Origin of the sequence: Flavobacterium soli DSM 19725 (assembly GCF_000422705.1) — a bacterium.
Classification (GTDB): Bacteria; Bacteroidota; Bacteroidia; order Flavobacteriales; family Flavobacteriaceae; genus Flavobacterium; species Flavobacterium soli.
Genome location: NZ_KE383907.1, coordinates 146250 through 172287 on the forward strand (window position 1 = coordinate 146250; position 26038 = coordinate 172287).

General features: G+C 31.9%; 23 protein-coding genes. 22 read left to right on the forward strand and 1 reads right to left on the reverse strand.

Features of this window, described 5'->3' with window-relative positions; translation table 11 throughout:
* Positions 1-28: 28 nt before the first annotated feature.
* From G508_RS0116205 to G508_RS0116310, 22 genes are all read left to right on the forward strand, one after another.
* Positions 29-988, forward strand: a complete 960-nt coding sequence (locus G508_RS0116205; protein ID WP_281170242.1) for an SDR family oxidoreductase — start codon at positions 29-31, stop codon at positions 986-988.
* 40 nt (positions 989-1028) lie between these two features.
* Positions 1029-2306 (forward strand): nucleotide sugar dehydrogenase, encoded by a 1278-nt coding sequence (locus tag G508_RS0116210; RefSeq protein WP_026706289.1) that lies wholly within the window; start codon positions 1029-1031, stop codon positions 2304-2306.
* Positions 2307-2349: 43 nt separating this feature from the next.
* Positions 2350-3477, forward strand: a complete 1128-nt coding sequence (gene wecB / locus G508_RS0116215) for a non-hydrolyzing UDP-N-acetylglucosamine 2-epimerase (RefSeq protein WP_026706290.1) — start codon at positions 2350-2352, stop codon at positions 3475-3477.
* Positions 3478-3488: 11 nt separating this feature from the next.
* Positions 3489-4709, forward strand: coding sequence for a UDP-N-acetyl-D-mannosamine dehydrogenase (gene wecC, locus G508_RS0116220; protein ID WP_026706291.1), 1221 nt, complete (start codon positions 3489-3491; stop codon positions 4707-4709).
* A 17-nt stretch (positions 4710-4726) separates the two neighbouring features.
* Positions 4727-6178, forward strand: a complete 1452-nt coding sequence (locus tag G508_RS0116225) for a lipopolysaccharide biosynthesis protein (protein WP_026706292.1) — start codon at positions 4727-4729, stop codon at positions 6176-6178.
* 35 nt (positions 6179-6213) lie between these two features.
* A complete protein-coding gene (locus tag G508_RS0116230) occupies positions 6214-7278 on the forward strand; it encodes a polysaccharide pyruvyl transferase family protein (protein WP_035695027.1) in 1065 nt (354 codons plus the stop codon).
* Complete coding sequence (locus G508_RS0116235; protein WP_026706294.1) at positions 7279-8418, forward strand: hypothetical protein; 1140 nt, start codon at positions 7279-7281, stop codon at positions 8416-8418.
* Complete coding sequence (locus G508_RS0116240; RefSeq protein WP_026706295.1) at positions 8419-9537, forward strand: glycosyltransferase; 1119 nt, start codon at positions 8419-8421, stop codon at positions 9535-9537.
* 47 nt (positions 9538-9584) lie between these two features.
* Positions 9585-10721, forward strand: coding sequence for a glycosyltransferase family protein (locus G508_RS0116245; RefSeq protein ID WP_026706296.1), 1137 nt, complete (start codon positions 9585-9587; stop codon positions 10719-10721).
* A gap of 2 nt (positions 10722-10723) precedes the next feature.
* Complete coding sequence (locus G508_RS0116250) at positions 10724-11953, forward strand: glycosyltransferase family 4 protein (protein WP_026706297.1); 1230 nt, start codon at positions 10724-10726, stop codon at positions 11951-11953.
* Between the two features lie 62 nt (positions 11954-12015).
* A complete protein-coding gene (locus G508_RS0116255; RefSeq protein ID WP_026706298.1) occupies positions 12016-12831 on the forward strand; it encodes an HpcH/HpaI aldolase/citrate lyase family protein in 816 nt (271 codons plus the stop codon).
* A 2-nt stretch (positions 12832-12833) separates the two neighbouring features.
* The gene (locus G508_RS0116260; protein ID WP_026706299.1) at positions 12834-13292 is read left to right on the forward strand and encodes a MaoC family dehydratase; all 459 of its coding nucleotides are present in this window, start codon (positions 12834-12836) and stop codon (positions 13290-13292) included.
* Between the two features lie 2 nt (positions 13293-13294).
* Positions 13295-14185, forward strand: a complete 891-nt coding sequence (locus G508_RS0116265) for an HpcH/HpaI aldolase/citrate lyase family protein (RefSeq protein WP_026706300.1) — start codon at positions 13295-13297, stop codon at positions 14183-14185.
* Between the two features lie 5 nt (positions 14186-14190).
* Complete coding sequence (locus G508_RS0116270; protein WP_169628048.1) at positions 14191-14859, forward strand: LbetaH domain-containing protein; 669 nt, start codon at positions 14191-14193, stop codon at positions 14857-14859.
* A gap of 3 nt (positions 14860-14862) precedes the next feature.
* Positions 14863-15531 carry a sugar transferase gene (locus tag G508_RS19210; RefSeq protein WP_084626010.1) on the forward strand — a complete coding sequence of 223 codons (669 nt, stop codon included), beginning with the start codon at positions 14863-14865 and terminating at the stop codon, positions 15529-15531.
* Complete coding sequence (locus G508_RS0116280; protein ID WP_026706302.1) at positions 15521-16684, forward strand: pyridoxal phosphate-dependent aminotransferase; 1164 nt, start codon at positions 15521-15523, stop codon at positions 16682-16684. The genes G508_RS19210 and G508_RS0116280 overlap by 11 nt, the downstream gene beginning before the upstream one ends.
* Positions 16681-17685, forward strand: coding sequence for a 2-hydroxyacid dehydrogenase (locus tag G508_RS19675; RefSeq protein ID WP_026706303.1), 1005 nt, complete (start codon positions 16681-16683; stop codon positions 17683-17685). The genes G508_RS0116280 and G508_RS19675 overlap by 4 nt, the downstream gene beginning before the upstream one ends.
* 2 nt (positions 17686-17687) lie before the next feature.
* The gene (locus G508_RS0116290; protein WP_035695029.1) at positions 17688-18701 is read left to right on the forward strand and encodes an ATP-grasp domain-containing protein; all 1014 of its coding nucleotides are present in this window, start codon (positions 17688-17690) and stop codon (positions 18699-18701) included.
* 10 nt (positions 18702-18711) lie between these two features.
* Complete coding sequence (locus G508_RS0116295; protein ID WP_084626011.1) at positions 18712-19851, forward strand: DegT/DnrJ/EryC1/StrS family aminotransferase; 1140 nt, start codon at positions 18712-18714, stop codon at positions 19849-19851.
* A 106-nt stretch (positions 19852-19957) separates the two neighbouring features.
* Positions 19958-21928: a polysaccharide biosynthesis protein gene (locus tag G508_RS0116300; protein WP_026706306.1), complete on the forward strand. Its 1971-nt coding sequence runs from the start codon at positions 19958-19960 to the stop codon at positions 21926-21928.
* A gap of 65 nt (positions 21929-21993) precedes the next feature.
* Complete coding sequence (locus G508_RS0116305; RefSeq protein WP_026706307.1) at positions 21994-22779, forward strand: polysaccharide biosynthesis/export family protein; 786 nt, start codon at positions 21994-21996, stop codon at positions 22777-22779.
* 1 nt (position 22780) lies between these two features.
* Entirely contained in the window at positions 22781-25168 is a 2388-nt protein-coding gene (locus G508_RS0116310) for a GumC family protein (RefSeq protein ID WP_026706308.1), read from the forward strand.
* Between the two features lie 99 nt (positions 25169-25267).
* On the opposite strand, the gene G508_RS0116315 is transcribed toward G508_RS0116310, so the two are convergent.
* A complete protein-coding gene (locus G508_RS0116315; RefSeq protein ID WP_026706309.1) occupies positions 25268-26011 on the reverse strand; it encodes a tyrosine-protein phosphatase in 744 nt (247 codons plus the stop codon).
* Positions 26012-26038 lie beyond the last annotated feature (27 nt).

Consider the following 26038-nt stretch of genomic DNA (forward strand, 5'->3'; position numbering starts at 1 on the left):
TACAATAAAGCAAATAATAGATAAAAAAATTTTGGTTACAGGAGGGGCTGGTTTTATTGGCTCAAATCTTTGTGAACATTTATTGGAACATGATAATAAGGTAATATGTCTTGATAATTTTTCAACTGGACGAACACAAAATATCCAACATTTATTTGGAAATCCAAATTTCAAGCTTATTGTTGGTGATATAAGGAATTTGGCAGATTGTCATAAGGCCGCTGCTGGGGTAGATTACATACTCCATGAGGCAGCATTAGGATCTGTTCCACGTTCTATTAATGATCCCATAATGAGTAATGATGTAAATGTATCAGGTTTTTTAAATATGCTGGTTGCCGCAAGAGATGCTAAAGTTAAAAAGTTTGTCTACGCAGCAAGTTCTTCAACATATGGTGATTCAGAAACCTTGCCTAAGGAAGAAGAAACCATTGGTAGACCTTTGTCTCCTTATGCAGTTACCAAATATATAAACGAATTATATGCGGATATTTTTTACAGAACCTATGGATTAAATACTATAGGATTACGTTATTTTAATGTGTTTGGAAGAAAACAGGACACTAATGGAGCGTATGCGGCTGTGATTCCTAAATTCGTAATGAAATTGATGCAACATGAGAGTCCTCTTATTAATGGAGATGGAAGTTATTCTCGTGATTTTACATATATTGATAATGTAATTCAAATGAATGTCTTAGCTATATTAACGGAGAATCCAGAAGCAGTCAATACAGTCTACAATACTGCATGTGGTGATAGGACAACTCTAAAGGAATTGGTGAACTATTTGAAATTTTTTTTATCGAAATATGATTCCAAAATTGCAAATGTACAATTAGTTTATGGACCGAATAGGATAGGAGATATACCACATTCTTTAGCAAATATTGATAAAGCTAAATTGTTATTAGGCTATGACCCACAATTCTCAGTACAACAAGGTTTAAGTGAAGCTGTAAAATGGTATTGGGAAAATTTAAAATAGGATATAAAAAAGTTATTATAATATTGTTAGGTTGTTGGGTATGAATATAAAAATTGCAGTTATAGGTTTGGGATATGTCGGGCTTCCTCTAGCACGATTATTTGCAACAAAATATCCAGTAGTGGGGTATGATATTAATCAAAAAAGAATTGCAGAATTATCTTCAGGTAGAGACAGGACTTTAGAGGTTTCTGATGATATTTTAAATAAGGTATTAGTTGATAATCTTGATAGCCATCAAAGTGGATTGTTGTGTTCTTCAAATCTTGAGGATATAGCGAATTGTAATTATTATGTGGTTACTGTCCCTACACCTGTTGATAAAAACAATAGGCCGGATTTAGTTCCACTTTATAAATCTAGTGAGGCGGTTGGTAAGGTGTTGAAAAAGGGAGACATTGTTATTTATGAATCGACAGTATATCCTGGGGCTACAGAAGAAGAGTGTGTGCCTGTTTTGGAAAGGGTTTCAGGTTTAAAATTTAATGTCGATTTTTTTGCAGGATATTCGCCTGAACGTATCAATCCTGGGGATAAAGAGCATACAGTAGAAAGTATATTGAAAGTAACAGCTGGCTCAACACCAGAAATTGGTCTTAAGGTAGATGATTTATATAAGTCTGTTATTACCGCTGGTACTTATTTAGCTCCGACAATTAAAGTAGCTGAGGCCGCCAAGGTAATTGAAAACTCTCAAAGAGATATTAATATTGCTTTTGTAAATGAATTGGCTAAAATTTTTAATTTACTAAATATTGATACACATGCAGTTTTAGAAGCAGCTAGTACTAAGTGGAATTTTTTACCGTTTAAACCTGGTTTGGTTGGTGGGCACTGTATTGGAGTTGACCCTTATTATCTAGCACAAAAAGCTCAAGAAGTTGGGTATCATCCTGAGATAATTTTAGCGGGGAGAAAGTTAAATGATTCGATGGCATCCTATGTAGCTTCACAAATTGTAAAGTTGATGATTAGAAACAATATAAAAGTCAACGGAGCAAAAGTTCTGAACTTGGGAATAACCTTTAAAGAAAACTGTCCAGATGTTAGAAATACGAAAGCTGTAGATCTAGTAAAGGCATTGCAAGAGTATAGCTTAAAGGTTACAATTTACGATCCTTTGGCTAGTATTGATGAGTTGCAGCATGAATATTCACTTGAAAGTGTAGTAGAATTGCCGAATGAAAAATTTGACCTGATTGTTTTAACTGTTGCTCATTCTGAATTCCTGAATTTGGATTTATATCAGTATTTGAACCCAGGGGGAGTAATCTATGATGTAAAAGGAATTTTAAAGGAATTTAATTTGAGATTGTAAATAATTGTAAAAAATATTCAAAATAAAATCGTAACAAGTAATAATGAAAACAAAACACTTAATCATATTTGGTACTCGACCTGAAGCAATTAAAATGGCTCCATTAGTAAAAGAATTTTTTAAACATAAAGAATTTGAAACTAAAGTTTGTGTAACAGCCCAACATAGAGAAATGTTAGATCAAGTTTTAGAGTTTTTTGAGATCATTCCTGACTATGATTTGAATTTGATGAAACCCAATCAAAATCTATACACATTGACTGCTGATATCATCACAGAATTGAAACCAATTTTAGAAGATTTTCAGCCAGATTTTGTGTATGTGCATGGTGATACTTCTACAACAATGGCAGCTAGTATTGCAGGATTTTATTCAGGTGCTAAAATATGCCATGTAGAAGCAGGTCTAAGAACGCACAATAAGCGATCCCCGTTTCCAGAAGAAATTAATAGACAAGTTACAGGTCGTATTGCGGACTATCATTTTGCTCCCACAGAACAATCTAAACTTAATTTATTGGCAGAAAATATAAATACAGCCGATATTTTAGTGACTGGAAATACGGTAATTGATGCTTTATTAGATAGTTCAGAACGAGTAAAGCAAATAGAGAACATTGAAATCGAGAATCTTAAAGAGATAGTCGATTTTTCAAAGAGAATCATTTTGGTTACAGGGCATCGTCGTGAAAATCATGGGCAAGGATTTATTAATATTTGTCAGGCTTTGAAAGAAGTTGCTGTAGCTCATCCTGATGTACAAATTATATATCCAGTCCATTTGAATCCAAATGTTAAAATACCTGTCTATGAAATTTTATCAGGAATTGAAAATATTAAATTGATTGATCCTCTCGCATATCCTGCATTTGTATGGTTGATGACACATTCTTTTATGATTGTTACAGATTCTGGAGGTGTGCAGGAAGAAGCTCCAAGTTTAGGAAAACCTGTATTAGTGATGCGTGATACTACCGAGCGACCGGAAGCCGTAGAGGCAGGTACTGTAATTTTAGTTGGAACTGATAAGGATAAAATAGTATTTGAAGCAAATAGTTTATTAAATGACACACATCGTTATCAATCCATGAGTGAATTACATAATCCGTATGGTGATGGCAAGGCATGTAACAGAATAGCAGAATTTATCAAGGAAAAAAATAAAAAATAAAAAAAAGTAGAATGAAAGCAAAAGTAGTAACTATTGGTTTAGGATATATTGGATTACCAACTTCAGCATTGATTGCGAATAATAAAATTTCCGTACACGGTGTTGATATTTCACAGCATGTTGTAGATACCATTAATGCTGGAAAAATTCATATTGTTGAACCTGATTTGGATCAAGCAGTAGCAAAAGCAGTAAAGGAGGGATACTTGAAGGCAGATGTAAAACCCGTTGTAGCTGATACCTATTTAGTAGTAGTTCCAACCCCTTTTAAAGGCAATCATGAGCCTGATATTTCTTATGTAAAAGCTGCTACAACTGCTATATTACCTTTGTTGAAAGAAGGTGATTTGTATATTATTGAATCTACTTCTCCCATAGGAACTACAGAAAAGATGATGGATTATATTTTTTCAGTGCGTCCAGAATTAGAGCATAAGATTTATTTGGCTTATTGTCCAGAGCGAGTATTACCGGGTAATGTGATGTATGAATTGGTACATAATGACCGAGTTATTGGTGGTGTTAATGAGGCTTCTACTCAAAAAGCACTAGCATTTTATAGTCAATTTGTAGAAGGTGAATTACATCCAACAAATGCTCGTACAGCAGAAATGTGTAAACTAACTGAGAATGCATCGAGAGATTCACAAATAGCTTTTGCTAACGAATTGTCGTTGATATGCGACAAAGCTGATATTAATGTTTGGAAGCTTATAGATTTAGCAAATAAACATCCTCGTGTAAATATTTTGCAACCCGGATGTGGAGTAGGAGGACATTGCATCGCAGTTGATCCTTATTTCATTACTGCTGATTTTCCTATGGAGTCTCGTATGATTGCCCAAGCACGTGAAACAAATAATTACAAATCTTTTTGGTGTGCCGAAAAAGTAAAGAATGCTCGATTAGAATTTGAATTGAAACATGGACTTCAGCCTTCTATTGCTATTATGGGATTAGCATTTAAACCAAATATAGATGATTTACGTGAATCACCGGCCATCCATATTGCAGAGCGCGTTTTGCAAGACTCAGGTGATGCTGATATGTATATTGTTGAACCAAACGTGCATGAGCATAAAGTATTTAAATTGACAGATTATAAAGAAGCTATTCAAAAAGCAGATATTGTTGTCCTATTGGTTGCACATGATCAGTTTAAGGATATTCAGTTTAGAGAGGGGCAAATTGTCTTAGATTTTTGCGGCGTTAATAATAAGCATCTTAAGTAAGATCTTTATCTAAAATTATGACAGAAAAACTCACAAAGAAAACGTTTAATGGCTTTTTTTGGTTAACTTTAATGAAGCTATTAAGAGCTCTCTTTCAATTGGTTGTGCTAGCAGTTTTATCAAGACTCTTATCTCCAGTTGATTTTGGATTGATGAGTATAGTCTTTATCATGCTCAATTTTGCCGATATATTTAATGATATTGGGCTAGGACCTGCAATAACACAAAAAGAAAATATCGATGATACCGATATTGCCACAAGTTTTACATCATCAATCTTCTTGGGGATTTTTGTTTTTATATTTTTACAATTGACGGCTTCATTTATTGCTGATTTTTTTAATAATCAAGAAGTTATACCTGTTTTAAAATCAATCTCTTTTGTTCTTTTTCTTACTAGTATTTCAACAACTGCGAAAGGATTATTATACAGGAAACTAGATTTTAAAAAACTTACAATTGTTACCTTGTTTTCATACATTATAGGTTATGGTTGTGTTTCTATCTTTTTAGCCTTAAAAGGTTTTGGAGTATGGGCATTAGTTTGGGGAGTGCTATGTCAAAATATAATTTTAACATTTTTGCTTTTTTACTATGTAAAAGAATCATTTAAGTTAGGTTGGAATAAAGCATCTTTCAAAGGATTATTTGGATTTGGTTCTGGTTATACCCTTGGAAGAATTTTTACTTTCATAGCGAATCAAGGTGATAAAATCATAATTGGTAGATTCATGGATGTAGCAACTCTGGGTTTATACGAAAGGAGTTTTCAAGTTGTACGTTACACAGCTGGTCTAATGGGGGAAATAATAGATAAAGTACTCTTTTCGCCTATTGCAAGAAAACAGAATGACCTTAATACCATAAGCCGGGTTTTTTTAGATATCACTTATGTCTTATCAATCATTCTATTTCCTTTGAGTGTCTATATGTCGCAAAATGCAAAGTATATAGTGATATTGGTTTTAGGAGAAAAGTGGTCGTCATCTATACCCATTGTAGTTGCAATGTCGCTAACACTTTTCTTTTGGGTTACAACAAAGCTTAGTAATACTATAGCAAAATCTCTTGGAGCAGTTTATGAAAGAGCATTAAGAAACTTTATTTATGCATTAATGGTGCTTTTGTCAGCCTATATAGGTGTTCAATATAATATTATAATTGTGGCCTACCTAGTTTCAATTGTACTAATTATAAATTATGTATTCTCTTATATTCAGATAAAAAAACTTACAAAATTAAAACATTTGGATTTTATTGAAAATCATATTTTGGGATTAATAGTAGCTTTAATAGGTTTTTTAATTACTTACTGGTTAAAAAGACTAACGGATGATTTTTATAACAACACCTACATTAATTTAGCAGCTTCAGGTGTGATTTATTCGATTGTGGTTTTCATCGCGGTATATAAGTTTGACTATAAAGGAGTCTTTCTAACATATTTAAATAGAATAAGAAGCAAATAACAAATAAAACAGAAAAATAATAAAAATAGTAAAAAATGAAAATAGGGGTACATGGTTCATATTACGGTAGAAATTTTGGAGATACACTAATCTTGGCAATAATAGTAAATTGGGTAAGAGAGTATAATCCCCAAGCAGAAATATTCTTGCCTTTTGTAACATCCGAACAAGAGGCCATCGAAATTTTAGGACATAAGAATCCAGAATTCGAACTTACTGATCTGGATGGATTAATATTTGGTCCAGGAGGATATTTTGGTGAACCTTCGGGCGGATTTATAAAAAAAATAAGATGGTCATTACGAAATTATGACAGACATATAAAATGGAATAAAACCCTTTACAAGAACAAATTACCCTATATTATTGTTGGTGTTGGTGTAGGGCCTCTTAGTTTTCCTTTTATTAGAAAGGGTGTAGTTAAACTATTTGGAAGTTCAAAGGATATAGCAGTTAGAGATAAATACTCACGACAATATTTAATTGATTGGGGGATTCCGCAAGATAAAATCAACCAAACAAGTGATGTAGCATTATCACTAGTGCCAAACCCGGATATCAAAACAGTTAAAAATAAGGTAGCTTTGCATTTTCCAGCTCCTCTAACTGACAATGAACAGCAAGTAAAAAGCTTTATAGATTTTATTAAGGCTATAAGTGAGCAATATGATGTACATTTTTTTGAAGATATAAATGGGCAGTTTTCTCGCAGTAAAAACCCTCAAAATTTGAAAAATCTGCTAGATTCTCAAGGGCTAAAATTGCCTGTTGTAGAATATAAAGATCCCAATACCTTAATAAGTGAACTCCAGTCTTTTGATAAGGTTATAACCTCTAAACTACATGTAGGAATTGTAGGTTACTCATTAGGAAAAAGAGTTTTATCTATTCCTGCACACCCAAAAACTATCCGATTTTATGAGCAAATTGACAGATCAGAATTTTGTATACCATTTCAAAATGTTACTACAGATTTGTTGCTGAAACAATTTGAAAAGTTGGACACTGTTTCAAATTTTGAAAACATCCAATTTGAAAATTCAAATTTAAATAAGAAGATAGTTATGTCTTTTTTAGAGTCCTTACCGAAAAAGAGCTAAATGAGCCAAGCAGCGTTAAATAGAGACCGATTATCTTGTATAGTTTTATTAGCCTCTGTGGTATTATACTTTTCACAAGAAATAATTTTACCTTTTGCAGCAGTTGGGCAAATTTTATTGGTCGTTATTTATGGAATTTCTTTTTTGTATTTGATTAAAATGATCTTATCGAAAGAGAAATTTCATAAAATAATGAAAATTTGGGTTGTTTTTTTGATAATGAATTTATTTGGATATTTATTTTCCAGCAATTATTCAGAATTTGAGATTTTAAAAGCTGTTCTTTTAAATTTTTTGCCTTTTTTTCCCTTTTATTATTTTGCCAAAAAGAATATTTTAACCACTAAGTATATAGTAGGAGTTTTTTTTGTCCTTTTACCTATTTTTATACTTAAATTTCAAAGATCTGTACAAACTTTGAAACTTGAAAAATTTAACGATGATTATGTTGACAATACGGTCTATTTTTTTATAGGACTTCTTCCTTTCGTTTTTTTTATAAAGAATAAGATAGTAGCATTTTTAAGTTTGATGGCGATATGGTTTTTTATGGTTCAAAGCTCAAAACGAGGTGCGATATTGGCAGGAATTATAGCTATTATTTTATATTTTATACATAATTTATATACTGCTGATTCAAAAACGAAATTCCGTACTTATATTATGTCATTTTTGTTGATTGTAGGAGTTTCACTTTTCGGTTATAGAATATATATGGAAAATGAATTCCTGATAACCAGAATGAATGACATGTTAGAAGGAGACACTACCGGGAGGGATTCTATTGCTTCAAATGCATTCCAAGCTTGGTATCAATCCGATAATATCTTTACCACTTTATTTGGACTTGGCTATAACTCTATTAAATCAATAACAGGGCATGTTTCGCATAACGATTGGGTAGATATGTTAACAAGCTATGGCATATTTGGATTATTTCTTTATTCATTAATTTATTTTATTTTTATGAAAGAGATTATGAAAAAGGATTGGATGGTTGACAAAAAAATAATTTTAATTCTATTTTTTTTTATAGCATTTATTACTTCAATGACTTCCAGGTGGTATTGGTCTAATTTTGCTTATACTCAAATGATAATTTTACCTTATATATTAGCTACTAAAAATAAACGGAATTAGATGAAAATATTAGTTGTTGCCAATACCTATCCTTCATTACAAAAACCAAATTATGGTGCTTTTGTATATAACTTAGTACAAGAGTTTGCCAAAGAGCATGAAGTTATAGTTATTACACCGTTTAAAGTAAATGATTTATTTAAAAAGAAGCATTCGACTTACGGTCATGAAAAGAGCAAGTTGTATAGGCCTATGTATCTTTCTTTAGGAAATTTCAGAGTAGGTAAATTAAATTTGGGCAGGATTAGTTCTAAATTTAGCAAGTTAGCATTCGAAAGAAGTTTAAAAAAAATAAAAGATGTCGACGTTGTGTATGCACACTTTTTAGTCAACGGCGTTAAAGTTCTTGACTTTGTAGAGAAAAATAAATTGCCACTCGTTATTGCCTCTGGCGAATCCTACTATAATACTATAGGAGCGAAAATTAAACTAAGTTTACCAAGGTTAAAAGAGCAAGTATCTCAATTTATATGTGTTTCAAATAATAATGAAGAAGGATTAAAAGAATTAGGTTTTTCTTCTGAAAAAATGACACTAATTCCCAATGCAGTCGACTATGATGTTTTTAAACCTATAGACAAGAATGTAGCGAAAAGGAAGCTCGGGCTTCATCCCGAAGATTTTGTGATTGGTTTTATTGGCCATTTCATCCATAGGAAAGGTCCAAATAGAATTATACAGGCAGTTAAGAATTTGAATGATGCTCATGTAAAAGTTGTTTGTGTGGGCAGTGGTGAAAAGTTAGATGATAATAATTTTACTTTAACATTGCCTCCTATGCCAAATGGTCAACTTAATGAAGTTTATAATGCTTTTGATGTTTTTGTTTTACCAACTCTTAGTGAAGGCCATTGCAACGTAATTGAAGAAGCTAAAGCTTGTGGAGTTCCAATAATCAGTTCAAAAGGAACATCTGTTGAAAATCAAATTAATGAACAAACTGGTTTATTGGTTGATCCTTTGAATATTTCAGAAATAGAAAAGGCAATTTTGAAACTGTATAAGGACAAAGAAGTTAGAGAAGGGATGGTGGACAATTTGCTAAACCTAAGAGGTTCCAATTCCTTAAAAGTAAGGGCAGAGAAAATTTTAACAATTTTAAAATCCTCAACAAAATAATAATTAAAAATGAAACTGAATTGAGATTGTTTTTTTAAAATTTAATTATGAAAAGAATTATACATGTCATAAAATCACCTTCCTTTAATAGCGACGGAAGACTTCAAAAATGGATTAAATCATTGTCGGAAAATAGATTTGAAAACACTGTTCATATCGTTGAAGATTCTAATACTAATCAGCAAACAGAAACTGTTGGTGGAGCTAATGTTAATAGAAAAAACCTTTTTTTTAGAAGTATTTTTCCGCAGCGTAAAGGTTATTTTTTTAAGGTGCCAGAGTATTTCTTTAAGACAGTTAGCTTTTTAAATAAACAGAAATTTGAATATTTAATATTTCATGATGTTCAGCAATATTTAAACATAACCTATTATTTATTTTTCCACAGAAAAAGAAACTTTAAAATTATATGGGATTTACACGAGTTGCCCCATGGAATTATGCTAAACAATGTTATTTTAAAAAAGCATCTAAGGTATATTATTAGAAATGTAGATCTAGTTGTTTATACCAGCAATGAGAGAAGAAACTATATCTTAAATAAATTAGGAGAAAATCCCGAAAAAAAATTTTCTATTTTAAACAACTATCCTGATAAAAACTTTATAATTTCTCCAAAGCAGGAGCTAGAAGTGCCTCATTTTGGAAACAATAATCCATACTTTTTATGGTTAGGAGCTGCAATAAATGGAAGGAATTTTAAAGCGTTCTTTAATGCATATAAAACCTATTCTGAAGAATTTAATCTTGTGATTCTGGGTAAAGTCGAAAATGTATTCAAAAAAGAAATAGATGAATTATCAGACCAAGGAAAGTTATTTAATGCATTTGTAAAACAGTCCGAGATTATAAAATATATTGATAATTGTTATTTGTCTGTAGTGTTATATAATTCTCGAACAACAAATAATTTTTTATGTGAACCTAACAGGCTCTATCAGTTGGTGTGTAGAAATATTCCCGTCATAGTTGGAAATAATCCCACTATGGCGAATTTAATAAACAAATATAAGATAGGGAATGTTCTGGAAGATGATGGAGTGGATGAAGAAGGAATAAAAAATGCTATTGATGCTATTATACAAAATTATAGCGTCTATAAAGAGATCTCAAAAAAAAACAATTACGAAGCAATATTTTCATGGGAAAATCAAATTGAAAATATTATACGACAAATCAAATAAAGATGAAAATCCTCCTTATCCACCAATATTATAAAGATGAAGATGTTACAGGCGGAGCTCGCTTTAATGAAATGACAAGAGTCTGGAAAGAAAAAGGGCACGATATAACAGTCATTTCAGGAAATTTAATATCATCCGGTAAAAAAGAAGAATATAAAGGTAAATTTGTAACTAGAAAAGAAATAAACGGAATAGAAATTTGGAAATGTCATGTCTCTGAAAGTTATAACGTTAACTTTTTAGGAAGATTATGGGCCTATTTTTCATTTGTTTTTTCAGGAACCTATGCTGGTCTGTTTAAAGTAAAAGGTAATTTTGATGTAATAGTCGTTACAAGCCCGCCTCTTTTTGTAGGAATCACAGCTTACATAATGTCTTTATTTAAAAGAGTTCCTCTTGTCTTTGAAGTGAGGGATTTATGGCCAGAATCCGCCATTGATACAGGCGTGTTGAAGAATAAAAGCATTATAAAATTTGCATATTGGTTTGAAAAATTCATCTACAAGAAAGCTACTAGGATTAATGTTTTAACCCCAGCATTTTTTAAAATTTTAAGAGATGAAAAAAAGGTTCCTGAAAGTAAGTTAATGATGATTCCCAATGCAGCTGATTTTGCTATTTCTGAAGAAATATTAAATTCTACTGATCGAAAACAACTAAGACAAGAAAAAGGCTGGGATGATAAATTTGTAATTACCTATGTTGGAGCTCATGGAGTAGCAAATGGATTATCCCAAGTTATAGAAACTGCAAGGATGCTTAAAAACACTAATGTTTTATTTGTATTAGTGGGTACTGGAATGGAAAAAATAAAGTTAAAAAAACAGGTTGAAGAAGATAATATTACTAATGTATTATTTTTTGACCCTGTTCCTAAAAAGGAAATTTTTAAATTTATTATAGCTTCTGATATGGGTACATCTGTTTTACTAAAGAACGATACTTTTAAAACAGTATATTCAAATAAAACATTTGATTACATGTCCTGTAAAACACCTATCTTAATGGTCATTGATGGGGTTTCGAGAGAATTAGTTGAAGAAGCAGATGCAGGTATCTTTGTTGAACCCGAAAATCCGAAAGACTTTGAGGCTAAAATTAGGTATTATCTTCAAAATCCTGAATTGATACTAAGACAGGGAGAAAATGGCTATCGTTTTGCAAAAGAAAATTTTGATAGAGAAAAGCTAGCTGAAAAATATTTGGATGAAATTATGAAGCTAAAAAAATAAAAATATACTTTTAAGTCTGGAATAAGCTTTTAAAAAAGAATAAACCTTTAATAAATTAATTTTTGGATACTTATTTTTTCATACCTGGCACAAAACTTCATAAGATTAAAGCCATAGAAGAATTGAATGTTTCTTCTGTAATCATAGATCTTGAAGATGCTGTAAAAGAATCTAATCGTAGAGAAATAGTAGAAAGTTTAGTTGCAGATATAAGTTTAAAACAACATTATATTCGAATTCCGCTTTATAATTTTGAAGAACAGCTTGATTTTAGAACATTAGAAGAATTACTTCCAGCGGGTTTTAAAAAATTTGTTTTTCCTAAACTCAATTCCATACAAGATTTTGAAACTGCTTTAGAGATTTTTAAGAACAGTGACATACAAATTATTTTACTTGTCGAAACACCTTTATTCTTTATTCAAGTTCAAGAAGTAATAACAAAATACAAACACTATTTTTCTGGAATTGGAATCGGAAGTCATGATTTTATGTCAGTAGTGGGTGGAATTCATACACTACAAAATATTGAGTATATCAGACAACATATCTTATATTTGGCAAGAGCTTTTGAAATTAAAGCCATCGATATAGCTTCGATGGAGCTTCAAAACCAAGATTTATTTGAAAAAGAAATTATTGACGGTTTCCAAAAAGGATATGATGCCAAATTTTTTATTCATCCTTGGCAAATGCAAGTGTATGAAAGTATCAACTTTTATACAGAAAAAGAATATCATTGGGCTTTACGCATCCAAGAAGAGCTTCAACATGTTGGCAATCAAAACGAATTTAATCCAGTTGTTATAAACGGACAAATCATTGAACGCCCTCACCTGAATCGAATGAAAAAAATACTAAAATATTATAAACAATAAACATGAAAGCAAGTAACCTAGGAAATTATTACGAAGATTTTGAAAAGGGAATCGTTATAGAACACTCCCTATCCAAAACTATTTTTGAAAGCGATAACAATTTGTTTAGCTTGCTAACCATGAACCATCATCCAGTTCACCTCAATCTTGACCATGTAGCTCAACACCAGCATGGAAAAATTCTAGTAGTAGGGACATTGGTTTTTAGTTTAGTAGTTGGAATGACAGTTCCAGATATTAGCGGAAAAGCAATTGCAAATTTAGAATACGAATCAGTAAATCATTTAAATCCTGTTTTTATTAACGATACCATTTATGCTAAAACTACAATATTAGACAAATGGGAGTCAAAAAGTAAAAATGATCGAGGGATTGTATATGTAGAAACCATCGCCTATAATCAAAATCAACAAGCTGTATTAAGTTTTAAAAGAAAAGTATTAATACCTAAAAAAGCATAATTATGAGTGAGTATTTGATGAGAAGTTTAATGTTTGTTCCTGCTCATATAGATAAGCTGATGGACAGTTCTGTTAATGTTGAAGCAGATGTGCTTTTGTTTGATATTGAGGATTCTGTACAGCCCGTTTCGAACAAGCAAGTTGCAAGAGATAAAGTAGTAAAATATGTAAGTGAAGGTAAGTTTGAAGGAAGACAAATTTTTCCGAGAATAAATGATAGAGAAAGCGGACAATTACTAAAAGACGTTACACAATTAACTATTCCTGGAATTACAGGATTTATGTATCCAAAAGCGAAAAGAGGAGAAGATATCTACTTCTTTGATAAACTTTTGGAAACAATTGAATATGAAAAAGGAATTCCAGTAGGAACCTATAAGATTATTCCATTAATTGAAACTGCTTCGGCGGTAATGAATGTACAGGAAATCTGTACTGCTTCTAAACGTGTCATTGCAATTGCTTATGGATCTGAAGATTTTATTACTGATTTAGAAGGAATTCATGATGAAGAGCATGTGAGTTTATTTACACCAAGAGCTATGATTGCTATGGGAGCCAGAGCTCATAATATCATTCCAATAGATACCGTTCACGTTCGCGTTAAAGACTTAGAAGATTTAGAGAAAAACTTAGTCCTTTCTAGAAAATTAGGATTTGAAGGAATGTTGGTTTTAAATCCAATGGAATTGCCCTTAGTGCATCAGTATTATTCGCCATCGAATGAAGAAGTAGAGCATTCGAGAGAAATCCTTCGCTCAGATGAAGAGGCTAGAGAAAGCGGTGTTGGTGTTGCTATTATTAACGGCAAGTTTATTGGGCCCCCATTTGTTGCAAAAGCGAAAAAGATTTTGAAATTGCATGAATCGATTATTAATAAACAAAAAAAATGAATGATATGAAAAAAGTTTTAATCTATGGTGGTCCGGGCCCTGCTTCTGTAATTGGTCAAGCAATTGTCCATGCCAATACTTTAGGATATGCAGAATATGAATTTTGTGGTTTTGTTAATGACCAAGGAAAAGGAACTAAAATTGATGGATATCCTGTAGTTGGAAGCTTATCCGACACTCAAAAACTTATAGAAGAGGGGTATTATTTCATTTATACAATTTATAAAATTGGAGGGCAAGTTGAAAGAATACAATGGTTTAAAGACTTAAATATTCCTGAGGAGAGATTGGCTATATTTATTCATCCACAAGCATATGTGGCTCCAAATTCAAAATTAAGCCCAGGTTGTGTAGTAATGCCAGGTGCGAGTGTTTCTGGTAACACAACCATTGGAAAATGTACATTATTGATGAATGGTGCTGCTATTGGTCATGATAATGAAATTGGTCCATTTAATTTCTATACTGCAAAGAGTTGTTTGGGGTCATGGATAAAAACAGGTAAAGGGGTATGGGTTGGATTAAACTCGACTATTCGAGGAAGAACCGTTTTAGAAGATTACTCAGCTATTGGTGCTGGGGCTGTATTGACAAAGAATGTTGGAGAAAATGAAATTTGGGTTGGTAATCCTGCTAAATTTCACAAGCTAGTCACAGACGAAATAAAACTATAAAAAATGTATAAATATTTCTTTAAGAATATTATTGACTTTATAGGGAGTTTTGTTTTGCTTCTTGTTGTTAGTCCTTTGTTAATCGTAGTTACTATTGCATTATTTTTTGCTAATAATGGGAAGCCATTTTTTATTCAGGAACGTCCAGGTAAAAATGAAAAGATATTCAAGATAGTAAAATTTAAAACTATGAATGACAATAAAGATATTGATGGCAATCTACTTTCTGATAAAGAACGATTGACAAAAATTGGAAAATTTGTTAGAAAAACTAGCCTTGATGAGTTACCTCAGTTATTTAATATTGTAAAAGGAGATATGTCTTTTTTAGGCCCACGACCACTTTTAGTAAAATATCTTCCGTATTATAATGACTTTGAACGAAAAAGACATAACGTAAGGCCAGGCATAACAGGATTGGCTCAAGTTAATGGCAGAAATTTAATTCTATGGGAAGACAGAATACGATTAGATGTTGAATATGCCGAAAATCTAACCTTTTTGATGGATTTAAAAATTATAAAGAAAACCATTGTAAATGTTTTAAATAGTAAAGATGTAGCAGTTGTACCTTCTGAAATGGGTAGAGTTACATTAGATGTGAGAAGAGATCCAAAGAATAAGGGAATATATGATGATAACGGAATAAAAATAATAAAAGATGATAATTAATTCTAAAATACAAGAATCTCCAACTTTGAAATTTGCACAAGCTGCCAGAGATCGTTCTGAACAGGGTGAGAAAATCATTTCTTTAGGACTAGGGGAACCTGAATTTCAAGTGCCTATTGCAATTGTTGAAGCTACTAAAGAAATATTATCTTCAAAAAAATCAGGCTATTCTAATCCTATGGGCTTGCCAAATTTAAGAAAGCAAATTGCTCAAAAATTATTTGAAGAGAATAAAATAAATTGTGATGAAACAAATATTCTTGTAACAGCGGGTGCAAAGCAGGCTTTTCAAATTATCTGTTCAGTCTTGTTAAAACCAGAGGATGAGGTTATAATATTAAACCCTTCGTTTGTGAGTTTTATACCGCAGGTATTGATTGCAGAGCCAGAATGTAAAGTAATTAATATTGATGTTAGTAAAGTAGATTTTTCACTACCACTTCCTGAACTAGAAAAAGCTATTACACCAAAAACAAAACTTTTAATTGTAAATACACCAAATAATCCAGCAGGATATATGCTCTTAGAAGGAGAGTTAACACAGTTGTATAATTTAGCCGTTAAAAATAACTTTTTCATCTTATCGGATGAAATTTATGAAAAACTTCATTTCGGATCACGAAAACATTTTAGTATTGGGTCATTAGAAGAAATACCTACTAAAGTAATTACTATAAATGGTTATAGCAAATCTCATGCAATGACAGGCTGGAGATTAGGATATGCATGTTTTCCAAAAAGTTTATTTTCTGATTTGCAAAAAATTCAGATGCATACCAATACTAACACCTGTACTTTTATTCAAGAAGGTGTTGCCAAAGCTGCCGATGTTGATATGACCTATTTAGATGATTATAATTTAAAATTAAAACAAAGAATCAATTGGTACAAAGAAATGCTTGAAAGAAACAAAAAAGTTTCAGGAATAATCCCTCAAGGAGGTTTTTTCGCATTCTTAAATATTTCGGAATTAGGCATGGATTCAAATACATTTTGTAGCAGATTAATCAATGAGACAGGTGTGGCTACTACTCCTGGTATAGCTTTTGGAGAGAACTGGGATGATCATGTAAGAATTTCTTTTGCAACAGATGATACAAAAGTGATTGAAGGTCTAGAATTGATAGAACAATTTATAAAGAAAATATCATGAAAGTATTGTTAACAAAACCCTTTTTCGAAACAGATGTAGAATATATTAAAAGTAAACTGGATGAGAACATTCGTCTGATAATTCCTCAGTCATTTGATACTGAGGCTATCCAGGAAGAAGCCAAAGATGCTGATGTGTTACTAGGAGGAATGATTTCAGAAGCTATACTCCAAGAGGCAAAGAAATTAAAGTTTATTCAAATTCCTTGGACAGGGGTTGATAATTTAAATTTTGAATTATTAGCAAAGTATAATACAGTTGTATGTAACTCGCATTCAAACGCTACAATAGTAGCAGAACATGCGATAGCATTAATGTTAGATGCTGCAAAAAAAATTTCATATCACGATCGATTAATGCGAAAAGGGAATTGGAATAGGCCAGGTATAAACTTAGAAAACAAGTTAACTCCATTTTCAAAACCTATCAATAAATCTACAATTGCAATAGTTGGATATGGCTCGATAGGAAAAAAAATTCAACAATTTTTATCAGGATTTGAATGTAATTTTAAAATTTTTAATAGAGAATTAAAGCAAGATCTAAAGAAAGAATTAAAAATCAGTTATTTTTCTGTTGAGGACCTGGAAAATGAATTGCATGATGTAGATTTTGTATTTATTTCTGTGCCACTCACAGAAGTAACAAGAGGTTTTGTTGATAATACATTCTTTTCGGCTATGAATGAAAATGGGGTACTTATAAATATTTCTAGAGGAGAAGTTTTAAATGAAAATGATCTATATCAGTGTTTAAATGAAAATAAAATTGGATATGCAGCAATTGATACATGGTATAACTATCCAAGTAAAGATAATCCAATAGCTTTCCCATCACTAAAAAATAACTTTCAAGAATTAGATAACATTATTCTTTCTCCCCATAGAGCAGGTTATATCAACTCTGGTTTTCCTCATCTGGATGATGCAATAGAAAATTTAAACAGGCAAAATAGAGGTGAAGATTTAAAAAACATTATCTCTATTGATAAAAAATATTGAATATGAACATACTTTTTACATGTGCAGGCAGACGTAATTACCTTATCAACTACTTCAAGGAAGCACTAAATAAATCAGGAAAAGTCTTCGCATCAGATATGCAACTATCAGCTCCTGCAATGGTTGATGCAGATCAAGCATTTCTAGTTTCGTCAATATATGACCAAAATTATATAAACGAAATAGTTGAGATTATTAGAAACAACAACGTCTCAGCTGTTATTTCATTAAATGATTTAGAATTACCAATCTTATCTGAAAACAAGAAAGTTATAGAGGATGCTGGGGCTAAACTTATAGTGTCAAATATGGAAGTGATAGATGTTGCTTTTGATAAAGTTTTGACTGCTAATTTTTTAAATAAAATCGGACTGAATACTCCTAAGACCTTTACGAATTTAGAAGTTGTCCTCGAGATGATTGATCAAAATGAAATTAAATTCCCATTGGTAGTAAAACCAAGATGGGGTAGTGCATCAATTGGAATTGATTTTCCGAAAGACAAGGAAGAATTAGAACTGTCCTTTAAATTACAGCATAAACGTTTAAGGGAAACAATACTTTCGAATGTTAGCGAACAAGATATTGAGAATGCAATATTGATACAGGAGAAAATGAACGGAAATGAATTCGGGATGGATATCCTGAATGATTTTGAAGGCAACTATATTGGCTCATTCGTTAGACAAAAATTATCAATGAGAGCTGGTGAAACCGATAAGGCTATCTCTATAATTGATATGCGTTTTGAGATAATAGGTAAGCAAATATCAGAAAACCTAAAACACATAGGTAATTTAGATTGCGATATTTTTGTTGTTGATAACGATTTATATGTTTTGGAATTGAATCCGCGATTTGGAGGAGGATACCCATTTTCTCATGAAGCTGGAGTAAACACACCTGCAATTTATATCGATTTATTAAATGGAAGTAAGGATATTAAAAAACATATTAATTACCGAGCAGATAGAATGTTTTCAAAATGCGATAGGCTAATTGATGTTACCAAATAAATAAAACAAAATGAACAACTCAAAAATATGGCTTTCATCACCTCACATGGGTGGAACAGAACAAAAATTTGTAAACGAAGCTTTTGAAACCAATTGGGTAGCTCCTTTGGGGCCAAACGTGAATGGCTTTGAAGATGATTTAGAAAAATATTTAAATCAAGAAGCTTTTGTTGGAGCATTAAGTTCAGGAACAGCAGCAATACACTTAGGACTTATTCTTTTAGATGTAAAAGCGGGTGATGAGGTGATTTGTCAAAGTATGACTTTTTCGGCATCAGCAAACCCAATTATGTACCAAGGAGCAATGCCTGTTTTTGTAGATAGTGAGAAAGAAACTTGGAATATGTGTCCAGTTGCTCTAGAAGAGGCGATAGTAGACAGAATTTCAAGAGGTAAAAAGCCAAAGGCAATTATTGCGGTTCATCTTTACGGGATGCCATTTAAGGCTGAAAAAATTCGCAAGATAGCTAATGAGTATCAAATTCCAATTTTAGAGGATAGTGCGGAAGCATTAGGCAGTTCATATAAAGAACAAAAATGTGGCACTTTTGGTGATATTGGGATTTTATCATTCAATGGAAATAAAATTATAACAACTTCTGGTGGGGGTGCTATAGTTACAAAATCTAAAGAGTTAAAAGATAAAGCCGTTTTCCTTTCAACACAAGCTCGTGATAATGCTCCTCATTACCAACATAGTGAAGTAGGATATAATTATCGAATGAGTAATATTTGTGCCGGAATTGGTCGAGGGCAAATGGAAGTTCTTGATAAACATGTCGCTTTGAGACGAGAAATGCATGATTTTTACAGTAGTATTTTTTCAGAAATAGAGGGTGTAACTGTTTTTAAAGAGCCGAATGAAGATTACTATTCAAATCATTGGTTGAGTGCTATACTCGTAGATTCATCTAAAACCAAAAATGGTAAAACTAGAGAAGATTTACGTTTGTATTTGGAAGCATTAAATATAGAAAGCCGTCCTCTTTGGAAACCCATGCATTTACAACCTGTTTTTGAGCATTATCCTTACTATGGCTCAACTATATCAGCACAATTATTTGAAGATGGTTTATGTTTGCCATCAGGATCCAATCTGACTGATGATGACAGAGACCGACTTAAAGTAGCCTTTTATCAATTTTTTTAGTTGTTTCATGGCTATAACTCCACCTTTTATGACAAATGGAACTATAGATTTTGTTTTTAAAGTACATTTGCAAAATCTATTCTCTGTAAATAAATAGTAATCATCCATGCAGTCCAATAAAAAGATCAGTTTCTTTTCCTTGCTTTCAGCATCTTTCCAACGTTTTAAATCGGTTGGAAATGTCAGAAATCTAAGCTATCTACCAAGATGGGTTATTTTGGCTATCGATATGTCAGTAGTGGTTTTAGCAGCATTCCTTACTGTTGAAATGCTTAATGGCATGGGTCTTCATTATGTTAATCACCAGTTTTTACATATTGTAGCCCCTACTTATTTATTCCTTCATTTGTTTTTCTTTTGGCTTTTTAGGACCTATTCGGGTATTATCCGTCATTCAGGTTATATCGATGCTGTAAAGATATTTATAGCCTTGTTTTTTTCTTTACTCATACTTGTTATTATTAATCTTTCGTGTTATTTTCTTAACGGGCAAAAATTACTAATGAATACAGGATTGTTTATCAACTTTGTATTGTCTTTTTCAGGGTTGTTTATTTATAGAATTATTGTCAAGCAAACCTTTGAAACTTATTTTTCAGAAAGTAAAAGGGGGGATTTAATGCGAGCTTTAATTTATGGCTCTGATGCCAATGCGATATCTGTAGCGAATGCATTAAAATCTGAAAAGCCAACCCGTTTTAAAATCGTAGGATTTGTGGACAAGCAAAATCAAAATACATCCAAAAGGATTTTAGATTTGCCTATTTTAAATTTAAGAAAAAGAATTCCTGTCATTATGCGATCCGTTGAAGCAGAAGCTTTAATTATCGCTGACAAAAGTTTGACCAAAGATGAAAAGCTTGTTATTGTTGACGAATGCTTAGAGTTTAATTATAAAGTTTACACGGTTCCACTAATTTCGGATTGGGAAGATCGAAATGAGATTTCTAAAAAAGTAAAAAACTTTCAAATTCAGGATTTGTTGGAAAGAAAGCCAATCGTCTTGGATAATAAATTAATTTCGGGCCAACTCTATAATAAAACAGTTCTTATTACAGGAGCGGCAGGCTCTATTGGTAGTGAAATTGCACGACAAGTTATTGGATTTAATCCAAAAAAGGTAATCATGTTGGATCAGGCAGAAACGCCTCTTCATCACTTGAGCCTTGAGATGGGCAAGTTGTTGCAAAATAAAGTGAAAATTAAAACTGTGATTTCGGATATACGAAACCGAGATGCAGTTGAAGAAGTTTTTAAGAAGTTTCGACCAGAAGTAGTATTTCATGCTGCAGCATACAAACATGTACCCTTGATGGAAGAAAACCCTTCACAAGCTATTTTCGTAAATGTAATGGGCACTAAAAACGTTGCTGATTTATCTTGCAAATATAATGTAGATAGCTTTGTGATGGTTTCTACTGATAAAGCGGTTAATCCAAGTAATGTAATGGGGGCTAGCAAGCGAATAGCAGAGAAATACGTTCAATCGATCCATTATAAATTAAATAGAGAACAACAAAAATGTAAAACAAAATTTATCACAACGCGGTTCGGGAATGTTTTGGGGTCGAATGGTTCAGTAGTTCCTTTATTTACAGAGCAAATTGCAAATGGAGGCCCAGTGACAATCACGCATCCGGAGATTATTCGTTATTTTATGACAATCCCAGAGGCTTGCCAATTGGTTTTAGAAGCTGGTGCTATGGGTAACGGAGGAGAGATTTATATTTTTGACATGGGAAAACCCGTAAAGATTATTGATTTGGCTACCAAGATGATTCGCTTGGCAGGTTTTACACCAGAAAAAGAAATAAAGATTAAAATTGTGGGTTTACGACCTGGAGAGAAATTATATGAAGAATTATTAAATGATTCATCTAAGACATTACCTACCCATCATGAAAAAATTATGATTGCACAAGAAGAATATAATAATTTTGATGAATTATTCGATACTGTTGATGATCTGATAAATATTTCAAACACTTATTCAAACACACAAATAGTTGCCAAAATGAAACTCATAGTACCGGAGTTTATAAGTATGAATTCTGATTTTGTTACTCTTGATAAGTAAGACAATTCTCTAATAAAATAAATGTATCTTTGCATTTTTAAATTTTTCTATATAAATAAATTGTTATGATAAAACGTTTTTTGGTTATTGCTATGCTGAGCCTGATTTTTGTTTCTTGTGCTTCAAGAAGCAAAATGGCTTATTACCAAAATATAAAAGAGTTTAATGACTCTGAATCGACTACTACTTATAATCCGGTATTAAAGCAAGATGATTTATTGTTGATCTTGGTTTCATCACCCGTACCCGAAACGGCTAAAGATTTTAATTTAACTACTTTTGCCTTAACAGGAACTAAAGCTTCGGAATTCAATACTGATAATGCACAAGGTCAAGTTCGCTACCAAACTTATTTAATAGATAAAAACGGTAATATTCAATTTCCAATAATTGGTACACTTAAACTTGGAGGACTTACACGAGATGAAGCAGTAGAAACACTAAATACTGAATTGAAAAAATACATAATTGATCCTATAGTGAATCTAAGAATATTGAATTATAAAGTAACAGTACAGGGGGAAGTAACCCGGCCTGGTGTTTTTGATGTAGTAACTGAGAGAATTACCTTGCCTGAAGCAATTAGTAGGGCAGGAGATATGACTATATACGGGAGGCGTGAGAATGTTTTGATTATTCGAGAAATTGATGGCAAGAAAACCTCTAATTTTGTAGATATGACAAGTTCTGATTTTATAAATTCAGATTTTTATTATCTTTCCCAAAATGATTTGGTTTATGTAGAGCCAAACAAAACCCGAATGAATGCATCAGCAGTAGGACCTAATATTTCTGTAATTATTTCTTCTATATCACTTTTAATAACTGTTGTCGCTTTATTGACTAAATAATATGCAAAATAAGAACATACCTGTAATAGAAAATTTTGAAGAGGAAAACTCTTTCAATATAAAGGAGCAATTGGAGAAATATCTTGTGCATTTGAAATGGTTTGTTTTGAGTGTTTTTTTATTTTTAATTGCAGCTTTTTTGTATTTGCGTTATTCAACTTCTGAATACAGTATTAGTGCTACTGTACTCATAAAGGATGATAAAAAAGGAGGACTTTCCGAACTTTCATCTAGTTTTTCTGATTTAGGTGGAATGTTGGGAGGTGTTAAAAGCAATGTAGATAACGAAATAGAAATACTAAAGTCAAGGACCTTAGTTGAAAATACAGTTAAAGATTTAGAATTGAATATATCCTATTTTCAGGATGGTAGATTGAAATCTACTGAAGCGTATAAAAAATCACCTATTAAGGTAAATTTCTTTGAAAAATCCGAAGATTTCTACCAAAAAGACACAACATTTATTGTTGAGGTATTAACTCCTTTAAAATTTAATTTATTAGATTTTGAAAAGAATAAAATAGGTGAATTTGAGTTTGGAAAAGCAATAAATTCTAAATTAGGAAAAATGGTGGTGATTTATAAAGATAAGAACTCAAATTCTAATAAATTTACTACTGTTGAACTTTCTGCGTTAGAAAATGTAACCAATAAATACCGAACCAAGCTTCAGGTTAGTCCTATTAGCAAAATGACTAGTGTTTTAACGTTGTCTATCGTGGATCCAGTCAGGGAAATAGGAGTAGATTTTCTTAATACGCTTATTGAAAAATATAATAATGATGCGATTGAAGATAAGAATCAAGTAGCTAAAAACACGGAAAATTTTATTAATAAACGACTTGCAAGAATTATTCTAGAACTCGATACTGTTGAAGGCAATATTGAAACTTTTAAAAAAGTTAACCGTGTTACGGATATTGTGTCTGAAGCTGAGTTGTTTTTACTATCGTCAAAAGAGTATGAAAAAAGCTCTATTGAAACTGAAACCAAGCTTAATGTTGTAGAAGAAGTATTGAAATTAATTAGAAAAAGCACGAATGATGATATTATTCCTGCGAATATAGTTCCTGATGGAGGAGAAACTTCGAGACTTATACAGGAATATAATCAATTGGTATTGGACAAGCAACGTATTGCCAAAGGAGCTACTGCAGAAAATCCTTTAGTGATTAATCTTGAACAACAGTTAAAAGGATTGCGACAAAGCATAATTGAAAGCTTAAAGAATCTTGAATTGTCATTGAATATTACTCAGAATGATTTGAGAAGACAAGAAGGGATTTTAGGTGGAAAAATAGGAGAAATTCCTAGACAAGAAAGAGAAGGGAGGAATATAGGAAGAAAGCAACAAGTAAAAGAAGCTTTATATTTATATTTATTGCAAAAGCGTGAAGAAAATGCAATTGCATTAAATGTAACTGCACCCAATTCCAAAGTTATAGATGAAGCATATGCCTCGCCAATTCCAGTATCTCCAAAATCCAATATTATCTATCTTGCCGCTCTGTTTCTAGGTGTGTTAGTACCTTTTGGAATCATTTACATCTACGATCTTTTAGATACAAAAATTAAAAACAGGGGTGATGTTGAAGGAAAAATTGCCGTTCCATTCATAGGTGATGTTCCACGTTCAGAATCGCATGAGGAATTAATACAAGCCAATAGTCGCTCGAGTTCTGCAGAAGCAATGAGGATTATTAGGACAAACCTTGATTTTATTGTAAATCAGGTGCCAGATGGTGTAGCCAAAACCATCTTTATGACTTCTACTTTCCCAAAAGAGGGAAAGACCTTTATATCCGTGAATCTAGCTGGAACTTTTGCTTTATCAGGAAAACGTGTATTATTGATAGGTTTGGATATTAGAAATCCAAAATTGGATGAGTATATGAATCTGCCAAATAGAGGTGTAACTACTTATTTATCCTCTAAAAATGTAGATTTAAATGACTTTTTGATCAAGCAGGAAGGTTATGAACATTTTTATGTTTTGCCAGCGGGTATGATTCCGCCAAATCCTGCTGAATTATTGATGGGTGCCAAAGTTGAAACTATGTTTGATACCTTGAAACAGCAATTTGATTATATAGTTGTAGATACAGCTCCAGTAAGTTTAGTGACGGATACTTTATTGATTGCAAAACATGCTGATGCCTTTATTTATGTTGTTCGAGCTAATTTCTTAGACAAGCGAATGCTTCGAATTCCAGAAACTTTATATAGAGAAAAGAAATTGCCTAATATGTCTATTCTTTTGAATGATACTGATACCAAAAAAGGTTATGGTTATGGCTATGGTTATGGCTATGGTTACGGTTATGGTGTAGATGTTACTAAAGAACCTTGGTATAAGGAGTTATTTAATTCGATGAGAAAAAACTCTTAATCAATTATTGCTTTCTTCAAGAACAAAAAAATCGCAAATAAAAGCTTAGCTTTTATTTGCGATTTTTTTGTTTAGGCAATTTTAGTTTTGAATAAGAAATTATTTTAAAGTCGCAAAAAACTGGTTATTAGCAATTACTTCCTTAAGCGGATTAAGATCTTTCAAATCCACCTTGTGATGAAAAGCCTCAATATGTTTTTGATGGTGTACATCTGATCCAACATAGTCAATCATACCATTTTCTAATAGTTTTTTGGCAGTTAGGAAAACACTTTCTCCATAATAACCAACAATAGAAAGCATATTGAGTTGGAAGAGGCAACCCGCCTTTTTGAGCTTAGTATATTCACCAAAATTTTTGTGGTAAAAAAGATAACGCTCTGGATGAGCCAATACTGGTTTGTAACCTGCAACTTGTAGGTCAAAAAGGATATCATAAAGCTGTATTGGAGCGTTGATATATGACATTTCTACCAAAACATAGTTGTCTTTTAAACAAAGTAAATTTTCGTTCTGAAACAATTTTACAAAATGGTCATCCATTAAATATTCGGCTGCAGCCTTGAAAGGCAAGCTTATATTATTTTGCTGAAAAAGTGAAATTACTTCGTCCTCTTTAGCTGAAATTATAGCAGTATTGTTTTCCCACACATGCTGAATGATGTGTGGGGTTGTTATGAATTCTTTAATTCCAAAATCGGTCATAGCCGAAGTTAGTGCCAAAGTATCTTCAAAAGTCTTTGCCCCATCATCTATTCCAAACAATAAGTGGGAGTGAATATCAATATGGTTCTCCGGAATCAAATCCTTCAAAACCGTTTTATTTTTTTTAAAGAAAAACAATTTGTTGAGTGTTATTTGTTACTGCAA